Source organism: Mucilaginibacter sp. 21P (genome assembly GCF_019331605.1).
Lineage (GTDB): Bacteria > Bacteroidota > Bacteroidia > Sphingobacteriales > Sphingobacteriaceae > Mucilaginibacter > Mucilaginibacter achroorhodeus.
In genome coordinates, this window is record NZ_CP063061.1 from 1,952,087 (window position 1) to 1,967,856 (window position 15,770).

Consider the following 15,770-nt stretch of genomic DNA (forward strand, 5'->3'; position numbering starts at 1 on the left):
TGCAGAACCTTTTTTGTTTTCATGGCTTTTGTAAGGGCATGAAGGTGAACAAGATGATTTGGGTGCTGGTATTAATAGCCGTAATAAATTCAATGGGGTTCGGCATTATTATACCCCTGCTTTATCCTTACGGCAAAAAGTTTGGCGTTACCGAGCACACCATTGGCTTGTTGACTGCAGCCTTCTCCATGGCACAATTCGTAGCTACGCCTATCCTCGGGTCCTTGTCAGACAAATGGGGTCGCAAGCCAATCCTCATCATCAGTTTGATAGGGACGGCTATTTCTTTCGTTTTATTTGGCTTGGTTAACAGCGTTTTAATGCTCTTTGCTGCCAGGATCCTTGACGGGTTAACCGGCGGAAACATCTCTGTTGCCCAAGCCATGATCTCTGATATTTCATCGCCAAAAGCCCGGGCCAAAAACTTCGGGATATTAAGCTCTGCCTTTGGATTTGGTTTTGTTATCGGCCCGGCTGTGGGTGGTTTGTTGAGTAAGTTTGGGATGCATGTGCCTTTCTTTTTTGCCGCAGGAATAGCGGTGTTGGGCGTAGTACTATCGTTTATTTTCCTGAAAGAGACCAACCACAACAAAAATGCAAAAAAGCAGGGCGGGGGTTTTAAAATCTCTTCATTGATAACAGTTTTAAAAAAGCCCGTGATCGGTACGGCAATATTTACCGGTTTTTTGCTGACCATGGCCCAATTTGCCATGATAATCGGTTTTCAAACCTTTAGCGTTGATGATCTTAAATTAAGCACATCACAAACCGGGTTATTCTATGCTGGTTTTGGTATCACGGGCATTTTGATGCAATTGCTTGTGCCCGCTATAAAAAAGCTGATCCCCTTGCAATCGGTTATTTTGCTGATCTCTACAATATTTTGTTTTGGGATGATGATGCTCACCGGATTTGCTACCGCTTTGATACTGTTTGCCATTTCAATAGGCGTCTACGGATTATTCAACGGCTTACGTAACCCAATGCTTAATGCCATCATCGCCGACCATAACGACGAAAAGGAACGCGGCGAGGTGATGGGAGTAAACCAGGCTTATATATCCATAGGGCAAACATTGGGGCCAATTACGGCCGGGTTAATAACGGTAATTTCGGTACATAGTGTTTTCTTTTTATCGGCTTTCTATATTTTAATTGCACTTTTGTTTAGCATTCGGTTAATAACAAAAGAAAAGCAATCCTAAGCTATGCATCCATTCATTTTTAAAGAGATATTATCTGTTACGATGATTCTCTTTGCTATCATTGATATAATGGGCACCATCCCTATTATTATACAGATGCGCCAAAAGGTTGGGCATATCCAATCAGAGAAAGCAAGTATAGCCGCCCTGGTGCTGATGATAGCCTTTTTATTTGTAGGCGACGAACTACTTGCCATCATCGGTTTGGATATATCTTCGTTTGCGATAGCCGGTTCCATTGTGATATTTATCATCGCACTGGAGATGATATTGGGTGTTACTTTCTTTAAGGAAGAAGTGCCGGAAGCTGCGTCGATTGTTCCCATAGCATTCCCGCTTATAGCCGGTGCTGGTACCATGACAACTCTGCTTTCCCTAAAGTCCCAATATCAAACACAAAATATAGTAGTAGGTATTTTACTGAACACCCTGGTTGTTTATTTGGTGCTTAAGAACGTAAAATGGCTGGAAAAACTTTTGGGTAAAACTGGCTTGCACATATTGCGTAAAGCCTTTGGGGTGATATTGTTGGCGATAGCCATAAAATTGTTCAGAAGTAATTCCGGACTATAAAAAGAAATAGCCGCATTAGGCGGCTATTTCTTTTTATATTTTTTTACCGGCTCCTGCCAACTTCAATGGCTTGTTTAATAGCCTTGGCATCAGCTTTTGAAAAGCCGTGTGCCTCTACTTTATTGCCGTTATGATAAAAGCGAATGGTTGAGAAACCGATAAGCGGGGTATCTATCTCAACTGCCGATATGCTGTTATAAGCAACAGTGGTTTCATCGCCGCTAAAAAAGCCGGGGATCCTAACCGTAATGCCGGTTGGCTCTACAATAACCTGTGCCGGGAAAATCTTGTTACCTTCGGAAAGGCGTGATGCAGTATATTTCATTTTGTGCAGGGATAAGTTTAAAAAACGTTTATAATGTAAAGGTATTGTTCCCACGCTACAGAACCTAACGAAAGTAGATGATCAAGATAATCTTAACTGCATGTGTTGATGCTGAACACCCAAAAGGGTTACCTCAGTTATTACTTTAAAACCTAACCGTTCGTAAAGGCGCTTAGCCTCCGGGCGGCTAACTAAGAGGCCTACCGTATCATGCCCTTCTTCTTTTATTTTATAACACATGGCCTTTATTAACTTACTCCCTAAGCTGTGGCCCTGCCATTGGGGTAACACAGCCAGGCAATCTATATAATATTCGCCGGTTTGGGTCTCGTCTTCGGGTTCACCCGCAAAACCGTTTTTCTGTTTTATATGATCGAGGAATGGTTTGCGTAATTCCTGCAGCTTTATACCATCATAGGCCATTATCATGCCCGCAATGTTTCCATTCTCTTCTTCAACCAATATGTTTTGATAGCTATATTGATTGTCCTTTGCAGCCACAAATTGGCTAAACAGATCTGTTTGTACTTGCAGATCATCACTATTGGCGAATTTGGTGGCAAGCGGGCCCATAGCCAGCAGTATTAAAGGTACTATTGATTTTGCATCGTTCGGATTGGCGTCCCTTATCATATGGTAAAATTGCTTAATATTTTGTTAAACAGCGTTTATAAATAAAATAATAAGGTTATTTAATACTTAATTTATTAAGCTAAGTTTGATAAGCCAACACCTGTTTAATGATCGTTATTAAAAAGCACGACCTACTAAGGAAGGAGCTTATCAAACAATTTTACTATAACAAACGCCTTACCCTAACCCAATTAAGTAAACTAACGCATAAAAGTTTGCCGCTGGTTACCACAACAGTAAATAACCTGGTTGAGGAGGGTTATATACTGGAACACGGGTTGGCACCGTCAACAGGTGGCAGGAGGGCATTATCATTTTTGCTGAACCGCCATCTAAAGCGCTACATAGTGGCGGTAGCAATAGATCAGTTTGTTACGCAGATAGTGATGTATGATATGCATAACAACGCAAAGATTGCCCCGGAAACTATCGAAATATTGATCACTAAAGATGATCCCTCGACGTTGGGAAAACTTACCGGGTTTATCAGGAGTTATATCCGGCGGTCAGGAATACCGGCAGAGCAAATATTAGGTGTAGGAATTGGCATGCCGGGTTTTGTCAACGCTGATGAAGGTGTAAACCACAGCTATTTTAAACCGGTGGGAGGTACCAGTCTTAAAGAATATTTAGCTAACGAAATAGAACTATCGGTTTACATTGATAACGATTCCAGCCTTATTGCACTTGCCGAACTAAAATTTGGCGCAGGGAAAAAGCACAAGGATGTATTAGTTGTTAACGTAGGCTGGGGCATTGGTTTGGGCATGATAGTAAACGGTCAGCTGTTTAGAGGCCACACAGGCTATGCCGGCGAGTTTAGCCATATACCACTTTCGCAAACTAACAAGATGTGCTCCTGTGGTAAACGTGGCTGTCTGGAAGTTGACGCCTCATTACTGGTGATGATAGAAAGGGCAAAGCATGAAATTGACAGCGGCGCCAGCTCAAGTATGGAAAAGATATATAAAAGCAGTAAGGAGTTGCCGGTAGAACATTTTTTAAAAGCTGCCCGTGCAGGCGATCCGTTGGCTGTATCGATATTATCTGATGCAGCATTTTTGATAGGGAAGGGGATATCAACCCTGATACATATCATGAACCCGGGCCTTATTGTACTTAGTGGAAAAGGGGCCACGGCGGGTAAGATCTTAATGGCACCTATACAGCAGGCCATTAATGAGTTTTGCATACCATGGCTGGCCGAGCAAACAGAGATAGAGGTATCGCAGTTGGCGGCCAATGCCAAGCTGTTAGGTGCCGCAACACTGGTAATAGAAAGTTGCGATTTTAAATAAAAAGATAGCCCGGCTTAGCTGGTGCAATAAAGATTTAAATATTTGATTGAGGTTAGTTAAAGCTGACCCGGTTCGCCGGGGCAGCTTTTTTTGTTTGCTTGAGAAACAAGGATATTGCAGCTTTCAATATCTCTGCGATTTTATACACGTTAAAGGCCAGCCGATAGAAGGAACCTTGCAACCTTATAAGCAGGCGACAAAAATGCTGATAACCGCTAATGCGCTATGTAACAATATTATTGCGACTTAATGGATATGAGAATGTTTAGTACTTGTATTATATTAGGCTGTTATTCTTACGCCAATTATGAGAAGTTCCCTAATTAAACCAGGCGTGTTGCTGGCAGCTATTTTTATGCTTGTGAGTAATGCCTTTGCCCAAAAAGACCAATCAGGTGCCGATCCTGCATTTTTACATAATCTTGCTACAAAATGGCAGGCTCATTGGATACAGATAGGATATCCGGAGGATAGTTTAAATCATCCCTCACAATACTTTAGCAAACAATTTGACTCATCAGGGAAAGTTAAGCAGGCCAGGTTATTTATTACCAGTCGTGGCTTGTACGAGGCTCAAATTAATGGCAAGCGGGTAGGTAACGCATATCTTACTCCCGGTTGGACAAGTTACAATAAACGCATAGCTTACCAAGCCTGGGATGTGACTGATCTTGTTAAAAAAGGCGATAATATCCTGCAGGTAACTTTGGGTGATGGCTGGTATCGCGGTGCCCTGGCGTTTGAGAACAGGCGTAATTATTTTGGTACTAAGTTATCCCTTATCTGCCAGCTTGAAGTTACCTATACTAATGGCCGTAAAGAGATCATTATCTCTGATGATTCCTGGAAAAGCGGAGAAGGGCCGATCAGGCAATCTTCCATCAATAACGGAGAAACTATCGATCACAATCGTGTAATGCAAATAGATAAGCCCGTCAGGATTGCCGACGATTATGCAGGTAAATTAGTGCCAACAGAAAGTTACCCGGCAACCAAACATGAAGTATTTAAACCAATCAAAGTTATAACCACTCCCAAAGGAGAAAAGGTGCTGGATTTTGGTCAGAACCTGGTTGGCTGGGTGATGCTGAAAGTTAAAGGTAAGCAGGGCGATACCATTACCATACAGCACGCCGAGGTATTAGACAAAGCAGGAAATTTTTACATCGCAAACTTGCGGGGAGCACAAGCTAAATCCACCTATATTTTAAAAGGGCAGGGCGAGGAATTTTTTGAACCTCATTTTACTTATTTCGGTTTCAGGTACATCCAGATTAAAGGGCTTAGGGCAGATCCTGATCCTGAAGACTTTACTGCAGTTGCTATTTACGCAGATATGCAACCGAGCGGCACGTTTGAATGCTCTAACCCTATGCTGAATAAACTTCAGCATAATATTCAATGGGGGCAAAAAGGTAATTTTCTTTACGTACCTACAGACTGCCCTCAGCGCGATGAACGCTTGGGTTGGACGGGTGATGCACAAGTGTTCGCCCACACAGCAGCGTATAATTTTGATGTGCAGTATTTTTTTAAGCAATGGATGGTTGATGTGGCGTTAGACCAGCGGAAAGATGGGGCAGTCACTTTTGTGGTGCCCGATATTCTGGATGGTGCAGCAGGCAGCGCCGGTTGGGGCGATGTATCAACTGTTGTGCCCTGGACCATGTACCAGGTTTACGGCGATAAAGAAATATTGCAGCAACAGTATGAATCGATGAAAAAATGGGTTGGTTTTATGACCCAAAACAGCACAAATGATCTATGGAACAAAGGCGACCATTTTGGAGATTGGCTAAGCTACCATTCGCCTACCGATGATGGCAGCGATGCCATAACAGATAAGTATGAAATAGCGCAGTGCTTTTACGCATACAGCACACAACTGGTTATCAACGCTGCACGTGTTTTAGGTAAAACAGAAGATGTAAATTACTATTCAGCATTGCTTAACCGGATTAAAGATGCTTATCGTAAAGAGTATACAACTTATAGCGGTCGCATACTAAGCAATACTCAATCGTCTTATGTGCTTGCCCTGCAATTTGATATGCTGTTAGAAAAAGACCGCCCAACGGCGGCATCTTACCTGGTGAGTAAAATAAGGGCTTACGACCATCACCTCACTACCGGTTTCTTGGGAACGCCATACCTTTGCCATGTGCTTTCGCGATTCGGGCATACAAAGGAAGCTTACCGGCTCTTGCTACAGGATACATATCCAAGCTGGCTGTACCCCATTAAAATGGGTGCTACAACCATTTGGGAGCGATGGGATGGTATAAAACCCGACGGTAGCTTTCAAACTACGGCCATGAACAGCTTTAACCATTATGCTTATGGCGCCATAGGCGATTGGATGTACCAGCATATAGCAGGTATACAGGCAGGCAGCCCGGGTTATAAACAAGTGATCATTCGCCCTGATCTGGGGGGCGGGTTAACCTGGTGCAAGGCATCATATATCTGTCCTCAAGGTAAGATAATTGTTAGCTGGAAAATAGCCGATGGGAAGTTTACACTTGATGCAACCATTCCTAAAGGAAGTGCCGCTGTTGTTTACTTACCGGATGCTGAAGGAAAAAATATTCAGCAGAAAAATATCTCCGCCGGGAATTACCACTTTAGCAATTAACAAAAAAGCTCCCGGCACAACCGGGAGCTTTATGTTTTTACCATTCTTTTAAAGCTTCACCTTCAAAAGAGATGCCCGGCCAGCCGTTCAATATAAACTGCCTTATGTTTTGATGATCAGTACCGGTAGGATTATTCAATACCGATTGGTAATGCTCTGCAAATAGATACAAGGTATCTTCCTGGCTTAAGCCGTTTAACTGCGCAAAAGCAAAAACTTTTGCGCTGCCTTGGTTTTGTGTTGCCTCGTTATAAGCCTCGCCATTTTTAAATGCCGTAGGCTGGTGTTCATAATCGGTTTCTATAAACTTCAGTACATCGCTAAAGGATAATGCACTTTGTTTGATATCGTTTAGCAAGGTTTTTATTTGTTCTTTCATGTTGCTCATGTTATCAAGTACGTTACCACAAATATTCACAAAGTTGGGCAACTTGCCTAAAGCAATTTTAACATGACCAGATTTAATAAGAATAAGAGCCTATTTATTTGGGAATTTCTTTCTTAACAAATTTCTTGTAAAGATATTCTGCATAGCCCACACTTACGTAATCAGGGAACTTCCAGGTAGGGTAATATTTTCTTTGGATGTATTTAACTATGGTGAAGAATATAACGCCTAAAGCAAGCAAAGCAGCGAGGCCGAAAACAATTAATCCAAATATTGAAATAAGGTTCATTTTGTGGGGTTGTAATATTAAACGAATATATGATTTATAGCTGATTCAATAAAGCCGTAAACTATTAAATATCGATCTACCAGAACTGAAAATTTGGCAGTTGAAACCTATGGAAATGCGGATCCGATTATATCACGTAAACCAAAATCAGTTCCGCGCGTTGTTGATTTAAATTAAACGTTATGAAAAATCCATTCAAAAAAGAAGACAATCACGGTATACTAATATCAGGTCTCCTTATAGGAGCAATGTTTGCAGGTGCTATTACTTACTTATACATCAAAAAGAAAAGTGAGTTGCAAGAAGCCGGCGAAGATATTAAAGAGCATGCAAAAGACTATCTAAAGAAAAAGGCTGGTAAATTAAAGAAACACAAAAGCGACATTAGCGATCTGGTATAGATGAATTATAGCTGCTTGGACAATGCGCTTGTTCAATAACTGAAACAAAAAAGCCTTTAATCTTTCGACTAAAGGCTTTTGCTTTTTTGGTGGTGCCAGCTGGAATCGAACCAGCGACACAAGGATTTTCAGTCCTTTGCTCTACCAACTGAGCTATGGCACCATCATCCCGTTTGGGGTCTGCAAATGTAGCGTTTTTTTCAGTTTTTAAAATTTTTTTTTCAAAATAGGGCAACTGCGGCATATCTGCTGTTGATTATCAGTGCATTAATTTAAAAAAGCTTTTTGTCAAGCTAAATCATCTGCATCTAAAACATTTCATACCTTGTAACATTAAAACAAATAACTATTTTCGTTATTAAAATACTATGCATGCATAATAAATTATGATCGGACAAGCTATCTTTTTTATCATATTGGCCGCTGCAGTTTACCTCTTCTGGAAAAATGCAGCTAAGATCCGTCGTAATATTTTATTGGGAAGGGATGCAGATTTTAGTGATCGTCCGGCTGAACGCTGGGCAACCATGGCGCGTGTAGCTCTCGGTCAAAGTAAAATGACCAAGCGCCCCGTAGCGGCCATCCTTCACTTGTTTGTGTATGTAGGCTTTGTGATCATCAATATAGAGGTATTGGAGATATTGATAGATGGCCTGTTTGGTTCGCACCGGGTATTTTCCAAACCGTTGGGAAGCTTTTATGGCTTGCTTATAGGCAGCTTTGAGGTATTGGCGTTATTGGTACTGGTAGCATGCTTAATTTTCCTGGTGAGGCGTAATGTATTAAAGTTAAAGCGTTTCACCGGGCAGGAAATGACCGCGTGGCCAAAATCTGATGCTAACTATATCCTGATTACGGAAGTATTGTTAATGGCGGCTTTCTTGACCATGAATGCTGCCGACTATAAGTTACAGGCGTTGCATTACGGCCATTATTTACAAGCCGGCAATTTCCCTGTAAGTGAGTTTATAGCGCCTTTGCTGCCATCGCAAGCAAGTGCCTTGGTTGTTGCAGAGCGTGTTTGCTGGTGGTTTCACATTGTAGGCATATTAGCTTTTTTAAATTACCTGCCTTACTCAAAGCATTTCCACATTTTGCTGGCTTTCCCAAATACGTATTATTCCAGGCTTAAGCCTAAAGGACAATTCACTAATATGGCTTCGGTAACCAACGAGGTAAAGGCCATGCTTGATCCGTCTTTTGTACCCGAGCCTGCTGATGTAAGCCGCTTTGGCGCCAAGGACGTGACCGACCTCACCTGGAAAAACCTGATGGATGCCTATACCTGTACTGAGTGCGGGCGTTGCACGTCGGTTTGCCCGGCAAATATCACTGGTAAAAAGCTATCTCCACGTAAGATCATGATGGATACCCGCGATAGGGTCACCGAAGTTGGTAACAACATAGACAAGCACGGAAAGGATTTTACCGACGAAAATACTTTGCTGGATAACTACATTACCAGAGAGGAATTATGGGCCTGTACAACCTGTAATGCCTGCGTAGAGGCTTGTCCGGTTAACATCAACCCATTGGAGATAATTACCGAAATGCGGAGGTATATAGTAATGGAAGAATCACAGGCGCCTGCAAGTTTAAACAACATGTTTGGCAATATGGAAAACAATGGTGCTCCTTGGAAGTACAGCCAGGCAGATAGATTGAATTGGGCGGAAAAAAGTTAGTTAATGATCCAGATTTGATGGATCATAAAAAGGAATTAATGGATCAAGAAACAGAGGCTTTTAAAGCCATATATAAAACATTTGTGGAAAAGGCCGCAGCCAACCGGTCGGTATGGGGATTGAAAGGTAAAGGCGGCTGGGCAAATGCAGAGGCAAGTGGCGATGCTGATGCAGTTATCCCGTTTTGGAATGACCGAGCCCAGGCTAAAGCTTGTGCACGTGATGACTGGAAAGGTTTTCTGCCGACTGAGATATTTTTAGCAGATTTTTTGGAGAATTGGTGCATTGAAATGGCAGAGAATGATACGCAGGCAGGGATCAATTGGAATGCACAAATGCAGGGAGTAGAAGTTGATGCTATTGACCTGGCGATGGATATCTTAAATCGGTTGAATGAAGTTAATTCGGGCATTACATTTTCCGGCTACAGCAGCATTAAAGAATTTATAAGCAGCATTAGCGAAGAATAAAAGCTTATGGAACAAAGGATAACTACAATGGCCGAAATGGCTGCCGAAGGCAAACAACCTGAGATACTGTTTTGGGTTGGCTGTGCCGGTAGTTTTGATGAACGTGCGCAACGCATAACCCGCGACATTTGTAAGATACTACAGCATGTAGGCATTAGTTTCGCGGTTTTAGGTACAGAAGAAGGCTGCACCGGCGACCCTGCCAAACGTGCCGGTAACGAGTTTTTGTTCCAGATGCAAGCCATGACCAACATACAGGTGCTGGATGGCTACAACATTAAAAAGATTGTTACCGGTTGCCCGCACTGTTTCAATACCATCCGCAATGAGTATCCTGCTCTAGGCGGCAATTATGAAGTGATACATCACTCGCAATTGATACAGCAACTCATAGACGATGGCAAGTTAAAAGCCGAAGGCGGCGAGAGCTTTAAAGGCCGTAAGATTACTTTTCATGATCCCTGTTACCTTGGTAGGGGCAATGATGTTTACGAAGCCCCCCGCCGTGCTTTGGAAATTTTAGATGCCGACCTTGTTGAAATGAAACGTTGCAAAAGCAACGGACTTTGCTGTGGAGCCGGTGGCGCACAAATGTTTAAAGAACCTGAGCCGGGTAAAAAGGACATCAACGATGAACGAATGAAGGATGTGTTAGAAGCAAAAGCCAACGTTATCGCATCAGGCTGCCCTTTCTGCATGACCATGCTTACCGATGGCGTAAAACACATGGAAAAGGAGCAGGAAATAAAAGTGCTCGATATCGCCGAGATCACGGTTAAGGCGAACGGCCTGTAAGCTATTTGATCCAAACGGTAACAATGCCGTTTTTGGCATTTGGGCCGTACAGTTCTTGCGGCACCGGATGTTTGCTATAATAAATGTCTGTTATATTTTCCGGTTTAACCGCTGATAACCTCGTAAAACAATCTGTTTGAAGAACTGGTTGCCCGTTGATTAAAAGTATCGGTTCTTTGGAGACAATTCCGTTTTTAGCGGCTTCAGGCTTTGTATATTTAGCTAATGCTGTTTTCAAAGTTGATTGTTTTATAAATTTGTTCTGCTCACCTTTTTTTAAAATCAATACCGTAATTTTTCCAGGGTTATTTGTAGAAGGCATTAGTTCTTCATTCCAAAAAGGATCGATAGTTAGCAGGTCAGTGCCTTTGATCAATGCCAGGTCGCTGTTTAATTTTATAGAGTCTTTAGGCTCATACATTATTTTATTAAATGCGTAGCCTGATATCTTTCCGGGCTTATAAGCAGTATCACATTTTAATAACCAGCTATCAATTTGTTGCTTGGTTATATTTTGTGCTTCAGTAACTGTTGCAAAACAAATGAGAAAGACAATCAAAATATATCTCATGGATTTTTTCCTTTAAGAAATGTCAACGCTTCTTTTAAACTGTCCAGCCTTTTTGGCGACAGTTTCTTCACGGGTATATCCCACTGGGTAACCATGGAGTCGAGGTCGCCGGCAGGGTCTTCAAAGGTTTGATAGATGATATCGTCTGTAACGGTTTTAAATTCGATAGTATCCGTATTGGCTGTTCCCGGCTTAAAGTTAAGGGCATCCATGCGGTTTATCCTGAATGAGAAATACTCCTGTTTACCCTGTTGATAAGTTTTTCGTAACCGGATAAAATGATCCGGTGTAAGGTTGATCTCAAACTTTTTAATATTGGGATCAACTGAGGGGTCATACGTCTCGTTGAGGAAGCGATTGCCCCATGCCGTCCATTCCTGGTCGTCCATTAAACCTTTAAAGCTGCATAATAACAGGCAAATAGCCAATAGCGCAATACCCGGGCGAATTTTCAAAACAGGTTTTACAATTGATGCTCGCATGACAACTTAAACTGTTCTTAAGTTAAAAAATCAAGTAAATTTGTTCCATGGAATTTTCTTCACATTCACGGGTTTGGATCTACCAATCGGACAGGGAATTAACAGCATTAGAGGCGCAGGAAGCGCAGGTTTTGTTAGACAACTTTACCCGCAGTTGGACAGCACACAATAACCAGTTATTAGCCAAGGCCGAAATTAGATACAACCGTTTTTTGATTTTGTTTGTGGATGAAAGCCAGGCAGGTGCAAGTGGTTGTTCAATAGATAAATCTGTTCATTTTATAAAGCAGTTGGAACAGCACTTCGGCATTAATTTATTTGATCGATTTAATTTGGCTTACCGTGATGGCGATGTCATCAGATCAGTTCCGAGGCAACAATTTGAGAACTTGATTAAAGAGGCAAAGATCAAGGGCGACACCATCGTATTTAATAATCTTGTGCAAACCCTTGCAGACCTGCGCACAAAATGGGAAGTTCCATTTAACGAAAGCTGGCATGTACAGCTATTTGGAAGCTTGTCGTAAATTTAACCATTGGTTTACGTTTTCATAAATGGCAAATAAAAGTTAATGATTAGATAATATCTATAGCAATTAATTAGTGTGTAGGATGTTATCTTTAATCAATTATTAACCTTTAATCTTTTTTATCATGAAAAAAGCCATTTTATTATGCAGTGTGATGTTTATGTTTTGCTTTGCGGTTAAAGCACAAACGAATTTCGCCAACGCTCAGGCAAAAGAATCTGTTGCTTCAAGCATCAATGCAAAACCAGACGTAAATGCTGTTAAACCAATTATGTACAATTTAACAGTGCAAAACAATACTGGCGGCGGCACCTTTCAATTTCAACTCGTTCCGCAATTCTCCGGCGGTACAAATGCCTCTTTTAATTTTACAACATCGCAAACCATCAGCGTAGTGGGTGGGGTTTATAGTGTGTACTTACGTGGGCCGGGCTCAACTTACAGGTTCGCTTATCAAATTTGTGCTACCTTTGGCAGCATTACAGGGCAATATGCTACATTCAATAATGTCAACATTTGCTCAGATAATGGTGTCATCTCTGTAAACTAATCCAATTTAGCGTCAAATAAAACAAAATGTCCCCGCGTGACCTTATGATCCGCGGGGATTTTTATTAAAGTAGTTTTTTGTATTAAGGCGTGGCCTTTGCGAACTTTCTTTATAATTCAGTGTTTAAAGATCATGTTTATTATTGATTTACATTATACTGCGCCGCTGGAGGAATTAGATAAGCATATGGCTGCGCACGTTAGTTACCTTGATAAATATTACAAGGCCGACGTATTTTTAATGAGCGGCAGGAAAGTGCCACGTACTGGTGGTGTAATTATAGCCCAGGCAGATTCAAAAGAAATTTTAGAAAAGATAATTGCTGAAGATCCGTTTCATAAACACAATCTTGCGGAATTTTCGATAACAGAATTTAACGCGTCTAAAAGCCATCCGGTCATAAACGGTATAATCAGGTAATGTTCTTTTAAAACTCCAGCGGTCCTAACCTTCGCATGTTTTTTAATATCAGGTACTGCCGGTGTTTTAGATAGCGGGTAGGGTTGGTGGCGCTCCAACGCAGCGGGCTTGGGAATATAACTGCAATAGCAGCTGCCTGCCGTTTGGTTAACTGTGATGCTGGCTTATGAAAGTAGGATTGAGATGCTGCATCCACACCATATATACCATCGCCCATTTCAATAACATTGAGATATACTTCCATAATCCGCTTCTTGCCCCAAAAAGCCTCTATCAACACGGTAAACCATGCCTCAAGTCCCTTGCGCACAAAAGAGCGCCCCGGCCAAAGGAAAACATTCTTGGCTGTTTGTTGCGTTATGGTGCTGCCACCAATCAGCTTTTTGCTTTTTGAGTTTTTCTCTATCGCCTTTTCTATCGCATGAAAATCAAAACCATGGTTCTCTAAAAACGTCTGATCTTCGGCAGCAACGGCAGCGCGTTTCATAGGGTCAGCAATTTGGTCAAAGTCCACCCATTTTTTGTCTATCTTCCACTCCAGGCCGCGGCCTTTGCGTTCAAAGCCCCGCTGTATCATTAACCAGGTAACCGGAGGATTCACAAAACGGTACAAAATCACGAAAAACAGGCTTGAGCCCACAAACAAAATAAAAACAAGTTTAACAACACGTAACACCAGTTTTAAGATGCCATTACGGTGAATGCCTGTGGTCTTGCTTTTTTTGCGGGGTTGCGCTTTTTTAGCCATTTAAGATGTAAATGTAAGGTAAATAAAAAAGGAGCAGGGCAAATGCCAAACTCCTTTTTTAAAATTCTAAATCCTAAGTTCTAAACTCTAAAAGAGCAGGAACCGGGATATTATAATTATTCAGCTACTACTTCAAAAGGTACCTGAACTTTTACTTCTTTATGCAGGTTTACGTTAGCAACGTACTCGCCCAATACTTTTGGCTCTTGGTCAAAAGTGATACGGCGACGATCGACGTCAAAACCTTCTTTTTTCAATGCATCAGCAACCTGTATGGTATTGATAGCACCAAAAATTTTACCGCTTTCGCCTGCTTTAGCGCCGATAGTAAGTTTTACACCTTCTAATTTAGCAGCAATAGCATCAGCATCTTTGCGGATCTTTTCTTGTTTAAACTGAGCTTGTTTGATGTTCTCAGCCAAAACTTTACGTGCACTTTCAGTAGCTAATATAGCGTAACCTTTAGGGATAAGAAAGTTGCGGCCGTAACCCGGCTTTACATTCACTACATCGTCTTTATCGCCGAGGTTTTTTACGTCTTGTTTTAAAATAACTTCCATTTGTTTACCTCCTTGATTATTTTAATGAGTCTGTAACATAAGGTAATAAACCGATGTGGCGCGCGCGTTTAACGGCCTGTGCCACTTTACGCTGAAACTTCAATGAAGTACCTGTTAAACGGCGAGGTAATACTTTACCCTGGTCGTTAACAAATTTTAAAAGGAAGTTAGCGTCTTTGTAATCGATGTATTTGATACCGTTCTTTTTAAAACGGCAGTATTTTTTACGGTTATCCTCCACTTTTGGAGCAGTAACGTATTTAATTTGGTCGTTTGCCATTAGTTGTTCTCCTCCGCTTTAGCTGCAGGTTTTTTGTTGAAAGCACCGCTGCGTTTTTTCTCGTTGTAAGCAATGGCATGTTTATCCAAAGCAATAGTTAAGAAACGCAGAACGCGCTCATCACGTCTGAATTCAACCTCCAATTTGTTAATTAAATCACCCGGAGCCTTGTATTCAGTTAAGTGATAGTACCCTGTAGTTTTCTTTTGAATTGGGTACGCTAATTTTCTCAAACCCCAATTGTCTTCTTGGACAATTTCGGCTCCGCCATCAGTTAAGATCTTTGTGAATTTGGCAATTGCCTCTTTCGCAACGTCTTCTGAAAGCAACGGGGTTAGAACGATCACGGTTTCGTACTGTTGCATTATAAATTGATTTTTAATTATTTACCCGGTATATCGGGGCTGCAAATGTACAAAGAATAAATTTATTTTCAAAGACATTTACTCGCTTAAATTACCGTAAACAACAGCATATTAAGGCATATAATATTTATCTGTATTATATATATGTTACATCCTTCGCATGGCATGTTATTTGTCGTTCTCAAATCAAATAACATCGCCATGAATTACTGCTATCAACCCCATGCGTTCAACGCTTTAGAATATGCAATTTTATTAATGCAAGCCCCAGGCGCCGATGACGACGGCGATGGTTCTGATAACCTTGCCGACGAATTAAATCTGAACACCCCCGACGAAAGCCTGCCAAAAGAGGGCTGTTGGGATGATGAGGAAGACGAGGATTTTGAAGACCAAACCGAGTGGCGTAACGACTTGAAGGAGATACGCGTTGGAGACGATGTGAATGAGCCTGACCCTGAAGATGCTGACCATTTACCGGATGACGACCTTCAATAAGCTTCACTTTGCCGGCCTTTAAATACTGATTTAGCCTTTCAGCTTAGCCATTTTCTTGCTACCTTAGTG

General features: G+C 41.6%; 22 protein-coding genes and 1 tRNA gene. 12 read left to right on the forward strand and 11 right to left on the reverse strand.

The features are described from left to right. Positions 1-38: 38 nt before the first annotated feature. Entirely contained in the window at positions 39-1,205 is a 1,167-nt protein-coding gene (locus INP83_RS08885) for an MFS transporter (protein WP_219127126.1), read from the forward strand. Positions 1,206-1,208: 3 nt separating this feature from the next. Next, the gene (locus tag INP83_RS08890; protein ID WP_146268669.1) at positions 1,209-1,778 is read left to right on the forward strand and encodes a MarC family protein; all 570 of its coding nucleotides are present in this window, start codon (positions 1,209-1,211) and stop codon (positions 1,776-1,778) included. A gap of 43 nt (positions 1,779-1,821) precedes the next feature. Here INP83_RS08890 and INP83_RS08895 read toward each other — a convergent pair whose 3' ends face one another. Together INP83_RS08895 and INP83_RS08900 are read right to left on the reverse strand one after the other, a co-directional pair. After that, positions 1,822-2,103: a hypothetical protein gene (locus tag INP83_RS08895; protein ID WP_146268668.1), complete on the reverse strand. Its 282-nt coding sequence runs from the start codon at positions 2,101-2,103 to the stop codon at positions 1,822-1,824. 81 nt (positions 2,104-2,184) lie between these two features. Then, entirely contained in the window at positions 2,185-2,736 is a 552-nt protein-coding gene (locus INP83_RS08900; RefSeq protein ID WP_219127127.1) for a GNAT family N-acetyltransferase, read from the reverse strand. 107 nt (positions 2,737-2,843) lie between these two features. Between INP83_RS08900 and INP83_RS08905 the strand changes: the two genes are divergently transcribed. Together INP83_RS08905 and INP83_RS08910 are read left to right on the forward strand one after the other, a co-directional pair. Beyond that, positions 2,844-4,034: an ROK family transcriptional regulator gene (locus tag INP83_RS08905; protein WP_219127128.1), complete on the forward strand. Its 1,191-nt coding sequence runs from the start codon at positions 2,844-2,846 to the stop codon at positions 4,032-4,034. A gap of 307 nt (positions 4,035-4,341) precedes the next feature. Continuing rightward, positions 4,342-6,669 (forward strand): family 78 glycoside hydrolase catalytic domain, encoded by a 2,328-nt coding sequence (locus INP83_RS08910; RefSeq protein ID WP_219127129.1) that lies wholly within the window; start codon positions 4,342-4,344, stop codon positions 6,667-6,669. 37 nt (positions 6,670-6,706) lie between these two features. Here the strand turns inward: INP83_RS08910 and INP83_RS08915 are convergent, their stop codons facing one another. Together INP83_RS08915 and INP83_RS08920 are read right to left on the reverse strand one after the other, a co-directional pair. Beyond that, positions 6,707-7,048: a HopJ type III effector protein gene (locus tag INP83_RS08915; protein ID WP_219127130.1), complete on the reverse strand. Its 342-nt coding sequence runs from the start codon at positions 7,046-7,048 to the stop codon at positions 6,707-6,709. 103 nt (positions 7,049-7,151) lie between these two features. After that, positions 7,152-7,346 carry a hypothetical protein gene (locus tag INP83_RS08920; protein ID WP_146268664.1) on the reverse strand — a complete coding sequence of 65 codons (195 nt, stop codon included), beginning with the start codon at positions 7,344-7,346 and terminating at the stop codon, positions 7,152-7,154. A gap of 182 nt (positions 7,347-7,528) precedes the next feature. Between INP83_RS08920 and INP83_RS08925 the strand changes: the two genes are divergently transcribed. Beyond that, positions 7,529-7,747 carry a hypothetical protein gene (locus INP83_RS08925; RefSeq protein ID WP_146268663.1) on the forward strand — a complete coding sequence of 73 codons (219 nt, stop codon included), beginning with the start codon at positions 7,529-7,531 and terminating at the stop codon, positions 7,745-7,747. Positions 7,748-7,834: 87 nt separating this feature from the next. Here INP83_RS08925 and INP83_RS08930 read toward each other — a convergent pair. After that, positions 7,835-7,910: transfer RNA gene (locus INP83_RS08930), tRNA-Phe, on the reverse strand. 223 nt (positions 7,911-8,133) lie between these two features. On the opposite strand from INP83_RS08930, the gene INP83_RS08935 reads away from it, so the two are divergent. The 3 genes from INP83_RS08935 to INP83_RS08945 are packed head-to-tail and all read left to right on the forward strand — an operon-like array spanning position 8,134 to position 10,697. After that, positions 8,134-9,432: a (Fe-S)-binding protein gene (locus tag INP83_RS08935; protein ID WP_219127131.1), complete on the forward strand. Its 1,299-nt coding sequence runs from the start codon at positions 8,134-8,136 to the stop codon at positions 9,430-9,432. A gap of 38 nt (positions 9,433-9,470) precedes the next feature. Then, positions 9,471-9,902 (forward strand): DUF2750 domain-containing protein, encoded by a 432-nt coding sequence (locus INP83_RS08940; protein WP_219127132.1) that lies wholly within the window; start codon positions 9,471-9,473, stop codon positions 9,900-9,902. 6 nt (positions 9,903-9,908) lie between these two features. After that, positions 9,909-10,697: a (Fe-S)-binding protein gene (locus INP83_RS08945; protein WP_219127133.1), complete on the forward strand. Its 789-nt coding sequence runs from the start codon at positions 9,909-9,911 to the stop codon at positions 10,695-10,697. Between the two features lies 1 nt (position 10,698). Here the strand turns inward: INP83_RS08945 and INP83_RS08950 are convergent, their stop codons facing one another. Beyond that, on the reverse strand, positions 10,699-11,268 hold the full coding sequence (locus INP83_RS08950) for a hypothetical protein (protein WP_219127134.1): 570 nt from the start codon (positions 11,266-11,268) through the stop codon (positions 10,699-10,701). Next, on the reverse strand, positions 11,265-11,750 hold the full coding sequence (locus tag INP83_RS08955) for a hypothetical protein (RefSeq protein ID WP_219127135.1): 486 nt from the start codon (positions 11,748-11,750) through the stop codon (positions 11,265-11,267). The genes INP83_RS08950 and INP83_RS08955 overlap by 4 nt, the downstream gene beginning before the upstream one ends. A gap of 47 nt (positions 11,751-11,797) precedes the next feature. Between INP83_RS08955 and INP83_RS08960 the strand changes: the two genes are divergently transcribed. The 3 genes from INP83_RS08960 (at position 11,798) to INP83_RS08970 (ending at position 13,250) form a co-directional block, all read left to right on the forward strand. After that, positions 11,798-12,277 carry an ABC transporter ATPase gene (locus tag INP83_RS08960; protein WP_219127136.1) on the forward strand — a complete coding sequence of 160 codons (480 nt, stop codon included), beginning with the start codon at positions 11,798-11,800 and terminating at the stop codon, positions 12,275-12,277. Positions 12,278-12,404: 127 nt separating this feature from the next. Continuing rightward, the gene (locus INP83_RS08965; protein WP_219127137.1) at positions 12,405-12,830 is read left to right on the forward strand and encodes a hypothetical protein; all 426 of its coding nucleotides are present in this window, start codon (positions 12,405-12,407) and stop codon (positions 12,828-12,830) included. 132 nt (positions 12,831-12,962) lie between these two features. Next, a complete protein-coding gene (locus INP83_RS08970) occupies positions 12,963-13,250 on the forward strand; it encodes a YciI family protein (protein ID WP_219127138.1) in 288 nt (95 codons plus the stop codon). 7 nt (positions 13,251-13,257) lie between these two features. Here the strand turns inward: INP83_RS08970 and mtgA are convergent, their stop codons facing one another. The 4 genes from mtgA to rpsF form a co-directional block, all read right to left on the reverse strand. Further along, positions 13,258-13,998: a monofunctional biosynthetic peptidoglycan transglycosylase gene (gene mtgA / locus INP83_RS08975; protein ID WP_219127139.1), complete on the reverse strand. Its 741-nt coding sequence runs from the start codon at positions 13,996-13,998 to the stop codon at positions 13,258-13,260. A 116-nt stretch (positions 13,999-14,114) separates the two neighbouring features. Beyond that, positions 14,115-14,558 (reverse strand): 50S ribosomal protein L9, encoded by a 444-nt coding sequence (rplI, locus tag INP83_RS08980; protein ID WP_146268653.1) that lies wholly within the window; start codon positions 14,556-14,558, stop codon positions 14,115-14,117. A gap of 16 nt (positions 14,559-14,574) precedes the next feature. Next, complete coding sequence (rpsR, locus tag INP83_RS08985; protein ID WP_095705209.1) at positions 14,575-14,838, reverse strand: 30S ribosomal protein S18; 264 nt, start codon at positions 14,836-14,838, stop codon at positions 14,575-14,577. Continuing rightward, positions 14,838-15,203, reverse strand: coding sequence for a 30S ribosomal protein S6 (gene rpsF / locus INP83_RS08990; RefSeq protein WP_117393838.1), 366 nt, complete (start codon positions 15,201-15,203; stop codon positions 14,838-14,840). Before rpsF ends, rpsR begins: the two co-directional genes overlap by 1 nt. Positions 15,204-15,404: 201 nt before the next feature. Between rpsF and INP83_RS08995 the strand changes: the two genes are divergently transcribed. Beyond that, positions 15,405-15,701, forward strand: coding sequence for a hypothetical protein (locus tag INP83_RS08995; RefSeq protein ID WP_219127140.1), 297 nt, complete (start codon positions 15,405-15,407; stop codon positions 15,699-15,701). Positions 15,702-15,770 lie beyond the last annotated feature (69 nt).

Bases quoted from the DNA above. Each gene is read 5' to 3' on its own strand.
- INP83_RS08940 (WP_219127132.1), top strand. From the start codon at position 9,471: ATGGATCAAGAAACAGAGGCTTTTAAAGCCATATATAAAACATTTGTG.
- INP83_RS08920 (WP_146268664.1), bottom strand. From the start codon at position 7,346: ATGAACCTTATTTCAATATTTGGATTAATTGTTTTCGGCCTCGCTGCT.
- INP83_RS08945 (WP_219127133.1), top strand. From the start codon at position 9,909: ATGGAACAAAGGATAACTACAATGGCCGAAATGGCTGCCGAAGGCAAA.
- INP83_RS08960 (WP_219127136.1), top strand. From the start codon at position 11,798: ATGGAATTTTCTTCACATTCACGGGTTTGGATCTACCAATCGGACAGG.
- INP83_RS08895 (WP_146268668.1), bottom strand. From the start codon at position 2,103: ATGAAATATACTGCATCACGCCTTTCCGAAGGTAACAAGATTTTCCCG.
- INP83_RS08925 (WP_146268663.1), top strand. From the start codon at position 7,529: ATGAAAAATCCATTCAAAAAAGAAGACAATCACGGTATACTAATATCA.
- INP83_RS08890 (WP_146268669.1), top strand. From the start codon at position 1,209: ATGCATCCATTCATTTTTAAAGAGATATTATCTGTTACGATGATTCTC.
- rpsR (WP_095705209.1), bottom strand. From the start codon at position 14,838: ATGGCAAACGACCAAATTAAATACGTTACTGCTCCAAAAGTGGAGGAT.
- INP83_RS08935 (WP_219127131.1), top strand. From the start codon at position 8,134: ATGATCGGACAAGCTATCTTTTTTATCATATTGGCCGCTGCAGTTTAC.
- INP83_RS08955 (WP_219127135.1), bottom strand. From the start codon at position 11,750: ATGCGAGCATCAATTGTAAAACCTGTTTTGAAAATTCGCCCGGGTATT.
- INP83_RS08995 (WP_219127140.1), top strand. From the start codon at position 15,405: ATGAATTACTGCTATCAACCCCATGCGTTCAACGCTTTAGAATATGCA.
- INP83_RS08915 (WP_219127130.1), bottom strand. From the start codon at position 7,048: ATGAAAGAACAAATAAAAACCTTGCTAAACGATATCAAACAAAGTGCA.
- INP83_RS08950 (WP_219127134.1), bottom strand. From the start codon at position 11,268: ATGAGATATATTTTGATTGTCTTTCTCATTTGTTTTGCAACAGTTACT.
- rplI (WP_146268653.1), bottom strand. From the start codon at position 14,558: ATGGAAGTTATTTTAAAACAAGACGTAAAAAACCTCGGCGATAAAGAC.
- rpsF (WP_117393838.1), bottom strand. From the start codon at position 15,203: ATGCAACAGTACGAAACCGTGATCGTTCTAACCCCGTTGCTTTCAGAA.
- INP83_RS08885 (WP_219127126.1), top strand. From the start codon at position 39: ATGAAGGTGAACAAGATGATTTGGGTGCTGGTATTAATAGCCGTAATA.
- mtgA (WP_219127139.1), bottom strand. From the start codon at position 13,998: ATGGCTAAAAAAGCGCAACCCCGCAAAAAAAGCAAGACCACAGGCATT.
- INP83_RS08970 (WP_219127138.1), top strand. From the start codon at position 12,963: ATGTTTATTATTGATTTACATTATACTGCGCCGCTGGAGGAATTAGAT.
- INP83_RS08905 (WP_219127128.1), top strand. From the start codon at position 2,844: ATGATCGTTATTAAAAAGCACGACCTACTAAGGAAGGAGCTTATCAAA.
- INP83_RS08900 (WP_219127127.1), bottom strand. From the start codon at position 2,736: ATGATAAGGGACGCCAATCCGAACGATGCAAAATCAATAGTACCTTTA.
- INP83_RS08910 (WP_219127129.1), top strand. From the start codon at position 4,342: ATGAGAAGTTCCCTAATTAAACCAGGCGTGTTGCTGGCAGCTATTTTT.
- INP83_RS08965 (WP_219127137.1), top strand. From the start codon at position 12,405: ATGAAAAAAGCCATTTTATTATGCAGTGTGATGTTTATGTTTTGCTTT.